The organism is Microcystis sp. M061S2, from assembly GCF_020245605.1.
Classification (GTDB): domain Bacteria; phylum Cyanobacteriota; class Cyanobacteriia; order Cyanobacteriales; family Microcystaceae; genus Microcystis.
In genome coordinates this window covers 67,841-82,701 of record NZ_JADBUP010000023.1, presented here as the reverse complement: position 1 = coordinate 82,701, position 14,861 = coordinate 67,841, and the positions used below count along the sequence as shown (strand labels likewise).

The window sequence follows — 14,861 nt, the reverse complement described above, 5'->3', positions numbered from 1 at the left end:
TTTTATGCTGAAAACCATCGAAGGTGTTTATCGAGATGGACAAATACACCTAACCGAGTTACCCAATGATATTAGCGATCGCTCACAAGTGCTGGTGACTTTTCTCGATCAAATCGATCCTAGTAAGCTCAGACAACTGATGGAGTATTTAGAGAGCATTGAGGGGATTCAGCAAGGTTTCGAGGAGATAAATTCCGGTAAAACCCGTCCTCTTGCCGATTTTGCCCAAGAAATGGCCGAAAAATATGGTATTTCAGGTTGAAATTACCCCAACTGCCACGGCACAGATCGAAAAAGCCTATCGCTGGTATCGAGGTTATAATGCTGAGTTTGCTGACCGTTGGTTTCGAGGATTAATGAATGCTATTGCGACTCTGCAAGAGAAACCAACTCGTTGTGCTTTAGCGCTCGAACAGACGATTTTTCTACCCAAAGAAGTCCGACAACTTTTTTATGGGAAAGGTAAAAATGTCTATCGAGTGCTTTTTACAATTAGAGATAGTACGGTTTATGTGTTATATGTTCGCCATAGCGCCCAAGCACCACTAACACTTGAGGATATAGAGGATGAAGAGGACTCCAGTTGATAACTAATTCAAAGCTGACGGCTTGATAACTGCTATACTTTGTAATGGAAAATAGAGAGTAATAATCATGACAGTGGTGCTGGTAGTACAGATTATTTGGGCGCTGGCGGCGGCCTTTCTGGCGATTTTGGTGTTATTACACAGTCCCAAAGGGGATGGTATTGGCGGTATTGGCGGCCAATCACAGATTTTTACCAGCGCAAAAACGGCGGAAAAAACCTTAAATCAGGTGACTTGGGCGTTGGGGACGGTATTTATCACCCTAACTATTGTACTGAGCGCCGGCTGGTTAAATCGCTAAATGCTAAGAGGTTGGTTCTCTTTTCTAGGACTCGCAGCCTTGGCGAGTCTTTTGCTGTTTTCCTATTCTTTGATCGCCGACAGTCGATCGCTACCAGAGTTAAAAACCCATCCTTTACCCGCTAATTTAGCCCAATGGCAAGAGCAAAACCAGTCCGGGGATTATTTTGATGCCGTGGAAATCAGCCCCGTGGGGGCGTTGATTTGGTCGCAATTTCCCGTGAAGATTTATCTTCAGAGCGATCGCAGTTCTTGGCTGAGTTTGGTACAACAGGCGATCGCTGAATGGGGGCAGTATTTGCCGATGGAGTTGGTAAATCGGGCAGAATTGGCCGATATCCTCATTAAACGGGAGTTACCGCCCTCGGGAGTCCGTTTTAATGCCGAAACGGGTAAGTTAGAACTGCCTCGGGTGCGTTCTGCCATAACACAATACGAGATTTTTGTCAAGGAAAATCGCTTAACTCATCGGATGAGTATCCAGATTAGTCCTAATTTAGCCGATCGGTCGGCCTTAGCGGCAGCGCGGCACGAATTAGGTCACGCTTTGGGAATTTGGGGTCATAGTCCCCTAGAGACGGATGTGATGTATTTCGCTCAAACTAGAGATATTGCCCCGATTTCTAGCCGGGATATTAACACTTTAAAAAAGGTTTATCAGCAGCCAACTCAGTTAGGTTGGCAGATGGATCAGCTAGGGTATCTAATACCTGAATAAGTAAATTTCGGTGGCAGGGTTGTCGGGTTCGATGAATTTGTTGTTAAGGAAGCAACATAGTTTGAAGGCTATTGAAAATTCTTCTGTATCGATCGCTTGAAAGAGATCCCAAATAGCGTACTATCCTATTTGAGTCGATCGCTCGTACCTGATCTAAAAGAATAATAGAATTTTGGGGTAAGCCAGCTTCACCAGTCGCCAATTGAGGATATAAAGTGGGTGAAGCAGCTGCCCAAATTTGGTTGCGATCGCTAGTCATGGGAGCAACTATAATCAGAGGAAAACGAGGAATGCCCAACTTTTGAGGAACTCCAATAACTAAAGCGGGACGAATTCCTTCCTGTTCTCTGCCTTGGGGATTTTGCGTCGGGAATCTGGCGATAACCACATCTCCAACAACTATCGGATCGGACATTAATCTTTGCCACCCTCGACAACTAAGCCAATACTAGAAACATATTGTACGGGTTTGCCTAACATTAAGGGATCTATTTCTCCCCAATCGTAAGGTTCATAATCTTCTAAACGAGATAGTTCGCTATCTAACCAATCATCTCTAGGGGCTGTTTTTTCCGAGGGATTGGGCTGTTTCAGGGAGTCTAAGGGTTTAGTCATGGGGAAAAAATGTCCTATACACAAACATTTTACCCACTATTGACTAACTTTTTAGTTCATCTACACCTCTATTTCCTCTAGCCATGTCTGAATCACGCTGATTAAGTTGGATTGTTGGGGTTTGAAATATTTGTTTGAGTAATTGTTTCGCTTCTTATCTTTCTTCGTCTGATAAATAATCTTTTCCTTTGACACTGGAAAGATAGCTTTTGCTATTGCCGACAGCTTGAATATAACGCTGTTTTCCCTGATTAAAAATCTCTGTAAATCTCTGATGTTGCTGCCTTTGAATTTCGTTAGGTTGATTCATTATAAGTATAAGTAAGTAGGTGTTAAAAGTTGTCAAACACCCCCCTTATCAAGGGGGGCAGGGGGGATCAGCACCCCCCTTATCAAGGTAGCAGGGGGGATCAGCACCCCCCTTATCAAGGGGGGCAGGGGGGATCAGAGGTAAAATCTATCTTCAATGTAATTATAACTACTTACTTAACCGACTAAGATGCAGCAATGTTCCTGACTCCATTGCTATCTGTTAACATATAGATGGAATATTTTAAATCAGCTTATGAAAGTGGTGCGGCTGGCTTGGGTGTTAACTTTGGCATTGATGATCATGCCGCCGACAACAGTGGCACAAACACTAGAGCAGTTATGGCAACAGGGTGAAACTGCTCAAGCGCAAAAAAAATACCCGGAAGCCGAAAGAATCTGGCGACAAATTATTCAGCTTGATCCTAACAGTGCTTTGGCTTTTAGCAATCTCTGCGCTGCGCTATTCCGTCAAAATAAGTTAGACGAAGCACTGATTTTCTGTCAAAAAGCTCTCGCTCTCGATCCAAAACTTCCAGAAACCTACAACAATCTCGGTCTCGTGCTGTATAACCAGAAAAAACTGACGGAAGCGGAGGAAATGTACCGTAGGGCGCTCGCTCTTGATGATCAGTATGTCCCTGCCTACAACAATCTCGGTCTCGTGCTGAGGGACCAGAAAAAACTGACGGAAGCCGAGGAAATGTACCGTAGAGCGCTCGCTCTTGATGATCAGTATGTCCCTGCCTACAACAATCTCGGTAACGTGCTGAGGAACCAGAAAAAACTGACGGAAGCGGAGGAAATGTACCGTAGAGCGCTCGCTCTTGATGATCAGTATGTCTATGCCTACAACGGTCTCGGTAACGTGCTGTCGGACCAGAAAAAACTGACGGAAGCCGAGGAAATGTACCGTAGGGCGATCGCTCTTGATGATAAATATGTCAATGCCTACAACAATCTCGGTCTCGTGCTGTCGGACCAGAAAAAACTGACGGAAGCCGAGGAAATGTACCGTAGGGCGATCGCTCTTGATGATAAGTATGTCAATGCCTACTACAATCTCGGTATCGTGCTGAGGGCCCAGAAAAAACTGACGGAAGCCGAGGAAATGTACCGTAGGGCGCTCGCTCTTGATGATCAGTATGTCTATGCCTACAACGGTCTCGGTAACGTGCTGTCGGACCAGAAAAAACTGACGGAAGCCGAGGAAATGTACCGTAGGGCGCTCGCTCTTGATGATAAGTATGTCTATGCCTACAACGGTCTCGGTAACGTGCTGAGGGACCAGAAAAAACTGACGGAAGCGGAGGAAATGTACCGTAGGGCGCTCGCTCTTGATGATCAGTATGTCTATGCCTACAACGGTCTCGGTAACGTGCTGTATGACCAGAAAAAACTGAAGGAAGCCGAGGAAATGTTCCGTAGGGCGATCGCTCTTGATGATAAGTATGTCAATGCCTACAACGGTCTCGGTAACGTGCTGTATGACCAGAAAAAACTGAAGGAAGCCGAGGAAATGTTCCGTAGGGCGATCGCTCTTGATGATAAGTATGTCAATGCCTACTACAATCTCGGTATCGTGCTGAGGGCCCAGAAAAAACTGACGGAAGCGGAGGAAATGTACCGTAGGGCGCTCGCTCTTGATGATAAGTTTGTCTTTGCCTACAACGGTCTCGGTAACGTGCTGAGGGACCAGAAAAAACTGAAGGAAGCCGAGGAAATGTACCGTAGGGCGCTCGCTCTTGATGATAAGTATGTCAGTGCCTACTACAATCTCGGTAACGTGCTGAGGGACCAGAAAAAACTGACGGAAGCGGAGGAAATGTACCGTAGGGCGCTCGCTCTTGATGATAAGTATGTCTTTGCCTACAACGGTCTCGGTAACGTGCTGAGGGACCAGAAAAAACTGACGGAAGCCGAGGAAATGTACCGTAGGGCGCTCGCTCTTGATGATAAGTATGTCAATGCCTACAGAAATCTCGGTCTAGTGCTGAGAGACCAGAAAAAACTGACGGAAGCGGAGGAAATGTACCGCAGGGCGCTCGCTCTTGATGATAAGTATGTCGATGCTTACAACGACCTTGGCAACGTGCTGAGAGACCAGAAAAAACTGACGGAAGCGATCGAAATGTACCGCAAGGCTTTAAGTTTACCCGATGATACCTCTGCCACCCCGACTACCGTTCACACCCTTGCCCATAATAATTTGGGTCGGCTCCTACAGGAACAGGGCAAGCTAGAGGCAGCGATCGCTGAGTTCGAGAAGGCGACGAAAATCGATCCGAAGTTTGAATTTGCCAGCAATAACCTGCAAGAGGCCCGGCGCTTGTTATCGTTGCAGCAACAACCGGAGCAGATCATCGCTTTGAATAATACTAAATATTTACGCCAAGAGGATCCCCTCACCCGGATCAAGCGATCGATCGTTAAAATCAGTGTGGTCTTTACCGGTAACGCCAAGGGGACTGCCTACGGTACGGGTTATGTGGTCAAACGCCGGGGAACAACGGTGTGGATTATCACTAATCGTCATGTGGTGGTCGATCGCGACACGGAACAGAGGGGCGATAATCTGGAAGTGGAACCCTATTACGGCGAAAATCTACCCAACCTCCCGCGCGATCGTGTAGTGGCTAAAATAATTTACATCACCCAACCCCAAGAAAACTTGGATTTAGCTTTGCTGGAAGTCACGGGTTTACCAGACGATATCAGTCCTTTAACCTTTCATCAAGGCGAAATTGCCCCAAACACACCGATTTCTATCATCGGACATCCTGAATCAAAAGATTGGTCGAAGTACGAGGCGATTACCATCGGCATTCAGTCTAGTAGCGGCAATTTATTAATCGATGTGAGTCTGGCCGTGGGGGGGTCTGGTAGTCCAGTATTCGATCAGGAAATGCGGGTGATCGGATTGATGTTTAAAACGATTAACGAGTCCCAAATCGATTCTCCCGGTATCGGTTTCGCTTACCCAATCGATCGAGTTCTCCAAAAATTAGCTCAATGGCAGGTGGTTGTACCATGAAAAAATCATTTATTGTCCTTAACTTAACAATTCTTAGTCTTATTTTGGTCTCGTTCTTCCCTATTCAAGCTCAAAACTGTGGGACGGGAAATACTAGATCTAGCAACTATATCCAGAGAGATAATGACAAGCGCTGTGAGGGAATAGCTCCGATCGATATTGCGAGCAGTTTTAGTCTTATTTCCCTTTCTATCGGCCGGATTCGGGAGATGACTGACTCCCTAAAGTTGGAAGTGCCTAGTCGTAATAACCGAGCGCCAAAAGTGATAGTGCGTTCTGTGCCAAAAAATTATCAACTCGATCCCCTCACCTTGCGTCCCCAAGGTTCTCGCTATCAATTTAAATGGTCTAACTATGTTATTGATCGCGAAGATATCGCCCTTGAAAGTCTGCGGGCCACGGCCTCTATCAGTGACGGTAAATTGATCTATTTGCCAGTTATTTTTAATCAGGCAACAACCTACGATATCGTCCTTTTTTCTGATGTGCGTAGCCAGATCAAAGAATTACAAATCCTCCAGAACAACGAGGTTATCTATGAGACTTCTCGCCCTAACTGGCAACCAAAAGGAGAAATTTTCTTTACTTGGGATGGTCGTACTTCTGATGGTAAACTGGCTAAGGCGGGATTGTACGAATTGCGAGTCAAAGCTTTATTAGAACAAGATGATGCTCCTCCCAGAAATGCCCCGATTAATATAACTTTTGAACATAATCCCCAGTGGCTAAAATGAAGTCCAAGCATAATTTTAAAAGTTTCTGGCGATTTATCAGGAAAAATCTCAAGTTTTGCACAGTTTTTATAGTTACTCTAGCACTGGTTTTCCTGTCGATTTTTTGGGGAATTATCCCAGTTAAACAAAACTTTGAAGGCAATTTATTGGTAAAAAGCTTTAGTTTTACCTGTCAAGAAAACGAAAGTTTATTGCTCAAAGATGTCTATAATCTTTCCCAAATAGAGCTATCGGGACTGAAAAAATTTACCCTCGCTGGTACCTTTAGCAGTCTTGCCGATCCCGAACTGAATAAACGAGAGCGACTAGAAATTGAATCAATCCGGGAAAATAGCACTTTAACAATTACCCCGACGGCGGATTTTATCCTGCAAGAACTCCGTTTACAAAAAGAAACTAGAGTTAAAAATCTCAAATATGCTCCTTTTAATAATCGTTTGGCTTTTAGTTTGCAGCCAAATTCTCAACCAGTAAATTTATCATTTAACCCTAGCAGCACCCCGATTAAAATAACTCTCTCTGGTTATAAAATTGCTAATTTACCCCAAAAAAAAGAGGATATTCCCCTCGAATTTAATCTCAGTACCACCGAATTTAAATTAGAAATACAACAAGCGATCGATGTTAATTTACAACTTTCTCAAGATAAAGAACAACTTTCTCCAGATCAAGAACAGCCTATTTTTTGGCGCAATATTAAAGTTAATAATGTTAGATTTGAGCGACCGATTATCACCGGTAATAATGTGAGAGATGACTTAGTGGAATCGACAATTATTTCTGGTAATATCCGGATGGCTCAACAGGATCTTAAGCTAGAAGAAAATCAATTCCTGATCGTCGAGAAACCTGGAGTAGAGATATTAAATCAGATAAAAATTATCCGAGAGGATAGCAACCAAAACCTCAAACTAAAAACCACGGGGGAAAACTTGCAGATTACCGAGGCATCACAAGGTTTAGAAGTGAGCGTTTCTGGCAATACCAACAGCATCCAAGTGGGGTTAAATCCGCGACTACCGATCGCCCAAATTCAAGGCAGTTTTTTATCGCGTTATCTTGCTAACAAGGCGATCGTGGCGATAATTTCCTTTTCTGGCGGTTTGATTGTTTCCTTGCTTTCGTGGTTATTCGATAATTTTCCCGCTTCTCCCTAAAAATTACCGTCCCGCTCGCTAAACTGCCAAATTGATAAGATACTTTGACCTTTCGCCGCCCTATTGAGCAAAACTGGGCTGCTTGCTGCCTCAAAGAAAGTAGTATTCAGGGAGAACCTAGGAATATTTTGTGCTATAACAGATGGGTTACTTTAACTATCCTAAGTACAGAAAGAATCATGTTTAAACAGACTAAAATCCTCGGTTTAACGATTTTAGCTTCAGTTTTCAGCTTTACGCTATCCTCAGCTAAAGCGGCTACTGTTCAGTTTAACACCCAGGGAAATATCACCGGCATTAAAGATCTAGTCGTCAATAATTCTTCCTACAATGTTAATTTTGTTCAGGATACTTTTAGCAATTTATTCGGCAATCCCTCTAATTTAAATCTGCAACCCACCTTTTGGCTAAATGCTCAGGGTGCAGAAGCGGCACGGAATGCCATTGATAATGTCCTAACAACGACTTATCCCGCTTTAATTGCTTTAGGTGAGACGCAAAACACAGGGAATTATGTTATTCCCCAACAATCTGCCTTCTTGGGTTTGAGGGTCATTGATAGCCAAGGCAATTTTACTTATCCTTCTGATTTGTTTGGTGCTGTCCTGGGAAATTATGGATCGTATTATCAAGGTCGTAAATGGCAAGAATTATTGGAGCAGATGTATCAAAACGGAGGAATGTGCGCTTGCACGATAAGTTACAATATTGATCCCGATATATATGGAATCGCTATTGATGCAACCCGTACCTTTGCGCTTTTTTCTCCTAATCAGGCTCTGGTTTCTGTTACTACAGCAGCAACCATTCCAGAATCTGATAATCTGATGGGTGTCATCGCAATAGGCTTATCTATTTTCTTTTTCTTTCCCCAAAAATTCAATTTACCGAAGCATCACAAGGTTTAGAAGTGAGCGTTTCCGGCAATACCAACAGCATCCAAGTGGGGTTAAATCCGCGACTACCGATCGCCCAAATTCAAGGCAGTTTTTTATCCCGTTATCTTGGCAGCGAGGCGATCGTGGCGATAATTTCCTTTTCTGCTGGTTTAATCGTTTCCTTGCTTTCGTGGTTATTCGATAATTTTGCTGCTTCTCCCTAAAAATTACCGTCCCGCTCGCTAAACTGCCAAATCGATAAGATCCTTTGACCTTTCGCCGCCCTGTTGAGCAAAACTAGGTATAAACACTTTCTTAAGAATTAACCTATGTCACAATAGATGAGGATAAACCAAATAGTGTGAAATTGTAAACTAGGTATTACTGAATGGAACCGCTTTATCAGTACGCGTGGCTAGTTCCCGTCCTACCCTTGGTAGGCGCTACCCTAGTCGGTGCGGGCTTAATTTCCTTTAATGAAGTCACCAATCGTCTGCGACAGGTGAATGCTGTATTAATCATTTCTACCCTCGGTGCGTCGATGGTGCTGTCTTTTGCACTGCTGTGGAGTCAAATCAATGGACACGCTCCCTATACCCAAATGATCGATTGGGCATCGGCGGGTAACTTTCACCTGAAAATGGGTTATACGATCGATCATCTCAGCGCTTTAATGTCGGTTATCGTCACCACCGTGGCCTTTTTGGTGATGATTTATACCGATGGTTACATGGCCCACGACCCCGGTTATGTGCGTTTTTACGCCTATCTGAGCATTTTTAGCAGTTCTATGCTCGGTTTGGTCATCAGTCCCAACCTCGTCCAGATCTACATTTTCTGGGAATTGGTGGGGATGTGTTCCTATCTGCTGGTAGGTTTCTGGTTCACTCGTCCGGCGGCTGCCGAGGCCTGTCAAAAAGCCTTTGTTACCAACCGCGTCGGCGATTTTGGCTTATTACTGGGAATGCTGGGGCTTTTCTGGGCCACCGGTAGCTTCGAGTTTGATATCATGGGTGAACGTCTGGAGGAATTAGTCTCTTCTGGAGCCATTGCCGGCAGTTTAGCGGCATTATTCGCCGTTTTAGTCTTCCTGGGACCCGTGGCCAAATCAGCCCAATTTCCCCTTCATGTCTGGCTACCGGATGCCATGGAAGGTCCGACCCCGATTTCGGCCCTGATTCACGCCGCCACGATGGTGGCCGCCGGAGTTTTCCTGATTGCTCGGATGTATCCCGTTTTTGAGCCAATTCCCACGGCGATGACGGTAATTGCTTGGACGGGGGCCTTTACTGCCTTTCTAGGGGCAAGTATCGCCCTCACCCAGAATGATATCAAAAAGGGTTTAGCCTATTCCACCATCTCCCAATTGGGTTACATGGTTATGGCTATGGGTATCGGTGCTTATAGTGCGGGATTATTCCACCTGATGACCCACGCTTATTTTAAGGCGATGTTGTTCCTCGGTTCCGGTTCGGTCATCCACGGTATGGAGGATGTGGTCGGTCATGAGCCGGTTTTAGCGCAAGATATGCGGATGATGGGCGGTTTACGCAAGTATATGCCTATTACTGCCCTAACTTTCCTAGTGGGAACTCTGGCCATCTGTGGGATTCCTCCTTTCGCTGGTTTCTGGTCGAAGGATGAAATTCTCGGTTTAGCTTTTGAGGCGAACCCGTCCTTATGGTTAATCGGTTGGGCCACTGCGGGTTTAACAGCTTTTTATATGTTCCGGATGTACTTTAACACCTTTGAAGGGGAGTTTAGAGGCACTAATAAGGAGATTAAACGCCGACTGTTAGCCAATGCGGGCGCGATTCCGGCTTTTGGACCGGGGGCAATGAATGTTAAGCAATTGGACTCGGAAGCACAGGAAGAAGACAACCACGGCCATCATGCCCATGAACCCCACGAATCGCCAATTACGATGACTTTACCTCTAATGATTTTGGCGGTTCCCTCTTTGTTAATCGGTTTGGTGGGTAAACCTTGGCAGAATTTCTTCGAGGGTTTTATTCATGTTCCTAACGAAGTAGTGGAAGAAGTTCATGCTTTTGATTGGACAGAGTTTCTGATTATGGCGGGTAATTCGGTGGGGATTGCTTTAATCGGGATTACTGTCGCTTCTTTGATGTATCTCCAGAAGAAAATTGACCCCGCAACTATTGCGGAAAAATTCCCCGTTTTGTATCGTTTTTCCCTGAACAAATGGTACATTGATAATCTCTATGATCGAGTTTTCGTCCAGGGTTGTCGTCGTCTCGCACGGCAAATTATGGAAGTGGATTATCGCGTTATCGATGGGGCAGTGAATTTAACTGGTTTAGCTACTCTTGTCAGTGGTGAAGGTCTCAAATACCTCGAAAATGGTCGCGCCCAATTCTACGCTTTAATTGTCTTTGCCGCAGTTTTGGGTTTAGTAATTGTCTATAGTCTGGTGTAGATTTTTAAGCCGTTGACTAAAGATTTTTGGGGGCGCAAAGCCCCTTTTTTCAGCTTTAAATACCCCTTTTTAAGGGGTATTTAGCAGGGTGGTTTCATAAAAGTAAGGCAAAAATTGTGTCAACTTGCTTGGCCGATAAACGCCGAGCTTGGGGAAGCGTCCGAAACCCTCCACTCACGGGTGCTAGAAGACTTAGATTCGGATAGATGAACCCCTATCCTATCTTTAACTTGCCAATGGTTGTTGAATTGGATGAGCGAGAGAATTATGGAGAAGCTCGCTTTGTGGCTATTGGTTTACTAGATGGACGAGTCGTTGTTATTGTCTATACTGAACCTGACGATCAAACAATTCGCATTATATCCTTAAGAAAAGCATTATCTTACGAAGGACAACATTATGAGCAATATCTCAAAAACAGATTGAAGTAGAATTGATGCAATGAAAGATGAGGATATTGATACTTCTGATATTCCTCCCCTATCAGAAGATTTTTGGGTTAAAGCACAATTGCGACTACCTGAAGATATTGTTACTGTAAAAGTCGAAATAGATCCAGAAACTTTTGCTTGGTTTCAATCCCAGGGAGAAACTGCACCAGAACAAATGTCTGTGGCGTTAAAAATTTATGCTCAAGCTAATCAAGCTTTTTCTTCATCTATAACAAAAGCAGGATAGGGAAGCAGGGAAGCAGGGGAGTACGTACTGGTTGTTGCTCTTCTTAAGTCCCCCTTTTCCTTAGCTTAAGAGTGCTAGAAGACTTAGACTCAGGGAGATGAACCCGTCTATCTCGCATTCTGTCCAAAATCTGTTAAAACTATAAGATGCTAAAAAGTCGGCGCTATAATACTGGATTAAGATGATAGCACGGTAATTAGGAGAAGCGATGAACACTATCCAACTGACACCGGAAATAGAAGATTTGATTGCTCAACAAATCAAAACAGGAAAATATCAAGATGATTTAGTCGTTATTGAAGAGGGATTGCGTTTATTGGCAAAAAGAGACAGAATGTGCCAAGGAAGATTTGAAGAATTGAAACGGAAATTCATGATTGGGGTGCAAGAGTTGAAACGTGGGGAAAGTTTTCATGGTAGAGAATTCATCAACAGATTAAAAGCAAACAATCTTCAGAATTGTGGATATTAAATTATGACCGTTATTTTAATATCTTCAAGAGCAAAGAAAGATTTAGAAAGCATCAATAATCGGATTGCTTATTCTAATATTCAAGATGCCAATCAGTTAAAATTATTACTTAAATCAAAAGAGGATCAATTATGATAACATTAGAACAAGCTCTTATAACAGTTAATCAACTACCGATTGAACAGAGAGAAATGTTAATAGAAATCATCAAAAATCAAATGATAGAATCCTATCGAGAAGAAATAGCCCAAAATGCTAAAGAAGCAAGGGAGGCTTTTCAAAGAGGAGAATTAAAACCTCAACCCTTAGAAGATATTATTAATGAATTAAAAGCCAAATTAACAGAAGATGAATGAGAAAGATTATTGCAACAGAGAAGTTTAAACGATCATTTCGTAAATTTGTCAAGCGTAATGCTCAACTTGAACAAAAAATGGCTCTCTTGGATTTGGTGGGTAAAGTGTATTCTAAGATACATTCCTCCTAGCGAGGGGGTGGAACGAACCACAAAGACACAAAGGACACAAAGATTGATCGATCATATTGTAAGTTAAACTTATCACACAGAACCTAGAAGAGCCGGGGTTTTCTTCGGGAAATTTAAGCTGATCAGATCTAAACTTAACAAAACTTCACAAAAACTTCACAAAAACTTCACGGAAAACTATTGACGAGAAGATGTCAAGGCCGCTTAATTAAATTAATTAACATCATTGGAGGATTTACCCCATGAAAACCCAAAAACTAACCCCTCGTAACGCTGCTCCTGTGCAACGGAAAAATACCGCTACCGTCTCTCGCGATGGTAATGCGATCATTCAACTTGATTGGGGAACTTTTTGTGTGCAAGAGGATGGGGAGGGAAATTGTAAAGAGTGGTACGAACTGCCGTTTGCGGTAGACGACGCAGAGTAATCTGCCCGATTCTAGCACGAACCTCAAATCAGGTCAAAAGTCTTTTTCTCCTTGCCAAGGCGCACGGTTGCTTCCTTGTAATTGACGGTGGAGAAGCAAGGGGTCAGGGGAGAGAGGGAGCAGGGGAGTACAGGTTTTTGCTCTTCTCGGTTCCCCTTTTCCTTGACTCACGGGTGCTAGAAGACTTAGATTCAGGGAGATAAACCCGAAAATCTGTTAAAAATATAAGATGCTAAAAAGTCTGCGCTATAATACTCGATTAGGATGATATAAAGGTAATCAGGAGAAGCGATGAACACTATCCAACGGACACCAGAAATAGAAGATTTGATTGCTCAACAAATTAAAACAGGAAAATATCAAGATGATTTAGCCGTTATTCAAGAGGGATTGAGTTTATTGGCAGAAAGAGACAGAATTTACCGAGGAAGATTTGAAGAATTGAAACGGGAAGTTATGATTGGCGTTGAGGAATTAAGACGACAGGAAGGAATTAATGCCGAAGAGGTTTTTTCAGAATTAGAAGAGGATTTACAACAAATAGAGGCTAAGGGTTTCCCGATGAGTCAGAAATAATATCAAAGATTATTTTCTCACCCTCAGCTAGATTGGATTTAAAGCAAGTTAATAGTTACTTGGCTGGGAAAAATCCGCAAGCTGCTAGAATTTTAAAAGAAAAAATCCAACAGGCTTGTAAAAAATTAGCTAAATTCCCCAATCTGGGACGTAGGCGCGATGAGTTAATCCCTAGTTTACGAAGTTTTCCAGTAGAAGATTATCTGATATTTTATTTCCCTCTTGAAAACGGAATTGAAATCGCAAGAGTAGTCAGTGGATATAGAGATTTAGATGCTATGTTTGATCTTGATTAAGAAAGCGATCGCATCAAGCTAAGGGTATCATTCTTCCCTGCTCCCCAGTAGCATCGGCTGGGGGTTTCTTCGGGAAATTTAAGCTGATCTAAACTTAACAAAAACTCAACAAAAACTTCACAAAAACTTCACAAAAAACTATTGACAAGAAGATGTCAAGGCTGGTTAATTAAATTAATTAACATCATTGGAGAATTTACCCCATGAAAACCAAAAAACTGACCCCTCGTAACGCTGCTCCTGTCCAACGGGAAAATACCGCTACCGTCTCTCGTGATGCTGGCAATGCGATCGCTCCCCGTTTGACTTTGTTTGGACCGTTTAGCCATAATCCTTTTGCGGGAGACGACGCAGAGTAGTCCCCTTGATTCTAGCACGAACATCAAATCAGGTCAAAAGTCTTTTTCTCCTTGCCAAGGCGCACGATTCGCCTCAAGGAATTGACGTACAACCCTAGTTAATTCAGGGCTTTCGGATACCTGGCACGAAGAAGCAAGGGAGCAGGGGAGAGAGGGAGCAGGGGAGCAGAGGTTGTTTCTCTTCTCGGTTCCCCTTTTCCTTGAATTACCAGTGTTAGAAGACTTAGGTTCAGGGAGATGAACCCGTGCCAATAGCTTACTTCCCCAGGGTTATCGGATAGCGGTATTCTTCTCCTTGGGTTTGTACCTTTGACAGAATTAGATGAGCTATGATTAAAGTAAGATTTACTTATTCATACATCACAAATGACTCAGATTACTATTAATTTACCAGTCAGTTTACTTGAATCAGCCCAATGTTTAGGAAAGGCTACAGAACGAGAGTTATCAGAGGTTTTAATTGATACCTTAGAAATCATTTTGCCTACCTTTAATAATCTCTCAGCTGTGGGCAATCATCTTGAAGTTTCCCATCTTTTAGATTCCGAAGTTATTGAATTAGCTAATTCAAAAATGGATGCTGTTCAGAATCAACGCTTAGGAGAGTTACAAGCTAAGGGAAAAAATACGGGCTTAACCGAAGCCGAAGGCTATGAATTATTAGTTTTAATCTCAATTTACCAAATGGGACAATTAAGAAAGTCAATAGCCTTAGCTGAAGCCGTTAAACGAGGTTTGAGAGAGCCTTTAATACCATGAGTTTTCTCACAGAAACCTTACGCCAAAAAGTTAA

The 14,861-nt window shown here is 43.2% G+C and carries 23 protein-coding genes and 1 pseudogene; 20 read left to right on the top strand and 4 right to left on the bottom strand.

The window, feature by feature from the left end:
* Positions 1-4: 4 nt before the first annotated feature.
* From IM475_RS05150 to IM475_RS05135, 4 genes are all read left to right on the top strand, one after another.
* The gene (locus IM475_RS05150) at positions 5-262 is read left to right on the top strand and encodes a hypothetical protein (RefSeq protein ID WP_002736285.1); all 258 of its coding nucleotides are present in this window, start codon (positions 5-7) and stop codon (positions 260-262) included.
* Entirely contained in the window at positions 246-587 is a 342-nt protein-coding gene (locus tag IM475_RS05145) for a type II toxin-antitoxin system RelE/ParE family toxin (RefSeq protein WP_002774217.1), read from the top strand. Before IM475_RS05150 ends, IM475_RS05145 begins: the two co-directional genes overlap by 17 nt.
* A gap of 67 nt (positions 588-654) precedes the next feature.
* Positions 655-888, top strand: coding sequence for a preprotein translocase subunit SecG (gene secG, locus IM475_RS05140; protein ID WP_002736485.1), 234 nt, complete (start codon positions 655-657; stop codon positions 886-888).
* Positions 889-1,605: a peptidase gene (locus IM475_RS05135; protein ID WP_287726893.1), complete on the top strand. Its 717-nt coding sequence runs from the start codon at positions 889-891 to the stop codon at positions 1,603-1,605.
* A 43-nt stretch (positions 1,606-1,648) separates the two neighbouring features.
* Here the strand turns inward: IM475_RS05135 and IM475_RS05130 are convergent, their stop codons facing one another.
* From IM475_RS05130 to IM475_RS05120, 3 genes are all read right to left on the bottom strand, one after another.
* Positions 1,649-2,020 (bottom strand): type II toxin-antitoxin system PemK/MazF family toxin, encoded by a 372-nt coding sequence (locus IM475_RS05130; RefSeq protein WP_002774212.1) that lies wholly within the window; start codon positions 2,018-2,020, stop codon positions 1,649-1,651.
* Positions 2,020-2,220 carry a hypothetical protein gene (locus IM475_RS05125; protein WP_002765629.1) on the bottom strand — a complete coding sequence of 67 codons (201 nt, stop codon included), beginning with the start codon at positions 2,218-2,220 and terminating at the stop codon, positions 2,020-2,022. Before IM475_RS05125 ends, IM475_RS05130 begins: the two co-directional genes overlap by 1 nt.
* Before the next feature lie 154 nt (positions 2,221-2,374).
* A complete protein-coding gene (locus tag IM475_RS05120; protein WP_002774210.1) occupies positions 2,375-2,530 on the bottom strand; it encodes a hypothetical protein in 156 nt (51 codons plus the stop codon).
* A 255-nt stretch (positions 2,531-2,785) separates the two neighbouring features.
* On the opposite strand from IM475_RS05120, the gene IM475_RS05115 reads away from it, so the two are divergent.
* From IM475_RS05115 to IM475_RS05060, 12 genes and pseudogenes are all read left to right on the top strand, one after another.
* A complete protein-coding gene (locus IM475_RS05115) occupies positions 2,786-5,563 on the top strand; it encodes a serine protease (RefSeq protein ID WP_287726892.1) in 2,778 nt (925 codons plus the stop codon).
* The gene (locus tag IM475_RS05110) at positions 5,560-6,297 is read left to right on the top strand and encodes a FlgD immunoglobulin-like domain containing protein (RefSeq protein WP_287726891.1); all 738 of its coding nucleotides are present in this window, start codon (positions 5,560-5,562) and stop codon (positions 6,295-6,297) included. The genes IM475_RS05115 and IM475_RS05110 overlap by 4 nt, the downstream gene beginning before the upstream one ends.
* Positions 6,294-7,454: a hypothetical protein gene (locus IM475_RS05105; RefSeq protein ID WP_287726890.1), complete on the top strand. Its 1,161-nt coding sequence runs from the start codon at positions 6,294-6,296 to the stop codon at positions 7,452-7,454. The genes IM475_RS05110 and IM475_RS05105 overlap by 4 nt, the downstream gene beginning before the upstream one ends.
* Positions 7,455-7,633: 179 nt before the next feature.
* Complete coding sequence (locus IM475_RS05100) at positions 7,634-8,362, top strand: hypothetical protein (protein ID WP_287726889.1); 729 nt, start codon at positions 7,634-7,636, stop codon at positions 8,360-8,362.
* Positions 8,332-8,556: pseudogene (locus IM475_RS05095) on the top strand (hypothetical protein); the annotation flags it as partial. The gene IM475_RS05100 and the pseudogene IM475_RS05095, both read left to right, overlap by 31 nt.
* A gap of 164 nt (positions 8,557-8,720) precedes the next feature.
* A complete protein-coding gene (locus IM475_RS05090; RefSeq protein WP_287726887.1) occupies positions 8,721-10,772 on the top strand; it encodes an NAD(P)H-quinone oxidoreductase subunit 5 in 2,052 nt (683 codons plus the stop codon).
* A gap of 206 nt (positions 10,773-10,978) precedes the next feature.
* The gene (locus IM475_RS05085) at positions 10,979-11,203 is read left to right on the top strand and encodes a BrnT family toxin (protein ID WP_287726886.1); all 225 of its coding nucleotides are present in this window, start codon (positions 10,979-10,981) and stop codon (positions 11,201-11,203) included.
* A gap of 10 nt (positions 11,204-11,213) precedes the next feature.
* Complete coding sequence (locus tag IM475_RS05080; protein ID WP_287726885.1) at positions 11,214-11,450, top strand: hypothetical protein; 237 nt, start codon at positions 11,214-11,216, stop codon at positions 11,448-11,450.
* A gap of 208 nt (positions 11,451-11,658) precedes the next feature.
* Entirely contained in the window at positions 11,659-11,922 is a 264-nt protein-coding gene (locus IM475_RS05075; protein WP_287726884.1) for a ribbon-helix-helix domain-containing protein, read from the top strand.
* A 3-nt stretch (positions 11,923-11,925) separates the two neighbouring features.
* Entirely contained in the window at positions 11,926-12,057 is a 132-nt protein-coding gene (locus IM475_RS05070) for a hypothetical protein (RefSeq protein ID WP_256377582.1), read from the top strand.
* Positions 12,054-12,278 carry a hypothetical protein gene (locus IM475_RS05065; RefSeq protein ID WP_287659165.1) on the top strand — a complete coding sequence of 75 codons (225 nt, stop codon included), beginning with the start codon at positions 12,054-12,056 and terminating at the stop codon, positions 12,276-12,278. The genes IM475_RS05070 and IM475_RS05065 overlap by 4 nt, the downstream gene beginning before the upstream one ends.
* A 373-nt stretch (positions 12,279-12,651) precedes the next feature.
* Positions 12,652-12,837 carry an anacyclamide/piricyclamide family prenylated cyclic peptide gene (locus IM475_RS05060; protein WP_287726883.1) on the top strand — a complete coding sequence of 62 codons (186 nt, stop codon included), beginning with the start codon at positions 12,652-12,654 and terminating at the stop codon, positions 12,835-12,837.
* Between the two features lie 33 nt (positions 12,838-12,870).
* Here IM475_RS05060 and IM475_RS05055 read toward each other — a convergent pair whose 3' ends face one another.
* Positions 12,871-13,008, bottom strand: a complete 138-nt coding sequence (locus IM475_RS05055; protein ID WP_002802526.1) for a hypothetical protein — start codon at positions 13,006-13,008, stop codon at positions 12,871-12,873.
* A 120-nt stretch (positions 13,009-13,128) separates the two neighbouring features.
* Here IM475_RS05055 and IM475_RS05050 point away from each other — a divergent pair, with 120 nt between their 5' ends.
* The 4 genes from IM475_RS05050 (at position 13,129) to IM475_RS05035 (ending at position 14,827) form a co-directional block, all read left to right on the top strand.
* Positions 13,129-13,413 (top strand): type II toxin-antitoxin system ParD family antitoxin, encoded by a 285-nt coding sequence (locus tag IM475_RS05050; RefSeq protein WP_287726882.1) that lies wholly within the window; start codon positions 13,129-13,131, stop codon positions 13,411-13,413.
* Positions 13,413-13,709, top strand: a complete 297-nt coding sequence (locus IM475_RS05045; RefSeq protein WP_149978883.1) for a type II toxin-antitoxin system RelE/ParE family toxin — start codon at positions 13,413-13,415, stop codon at positions 13,707-13,709. Before IM475_RS05050 ends, IM475_RS05045 begins: the two co-directional genes overlap by 1 nt.
* 203 nt (positions 13,710-13,912) lie before the next feature.
* A complete protein-coding gene (locus IM475_RS05040; RefSeq protein WP_287726881.1) occupies positions 13,913-14,068 on the top strand; it encodes an anacyclamide/piricyclamide family prenylated cyclic peptide in 156 nt (51 codons plus the stop codon).
* A 366-nt stretch (positions 14,069-14,434) separates the two neighbouring features.
* Entirely contained in the window at positions 14,435-14,827 is a 393-nt protein-coding gene (locus tag IM475_RS05035) for a hypothetical protein (protein WP_002802535.1), read from the top strand.
* The last annotated feature ends 34 nt before the right edge of the window (positions 14,828-14,861 follow it).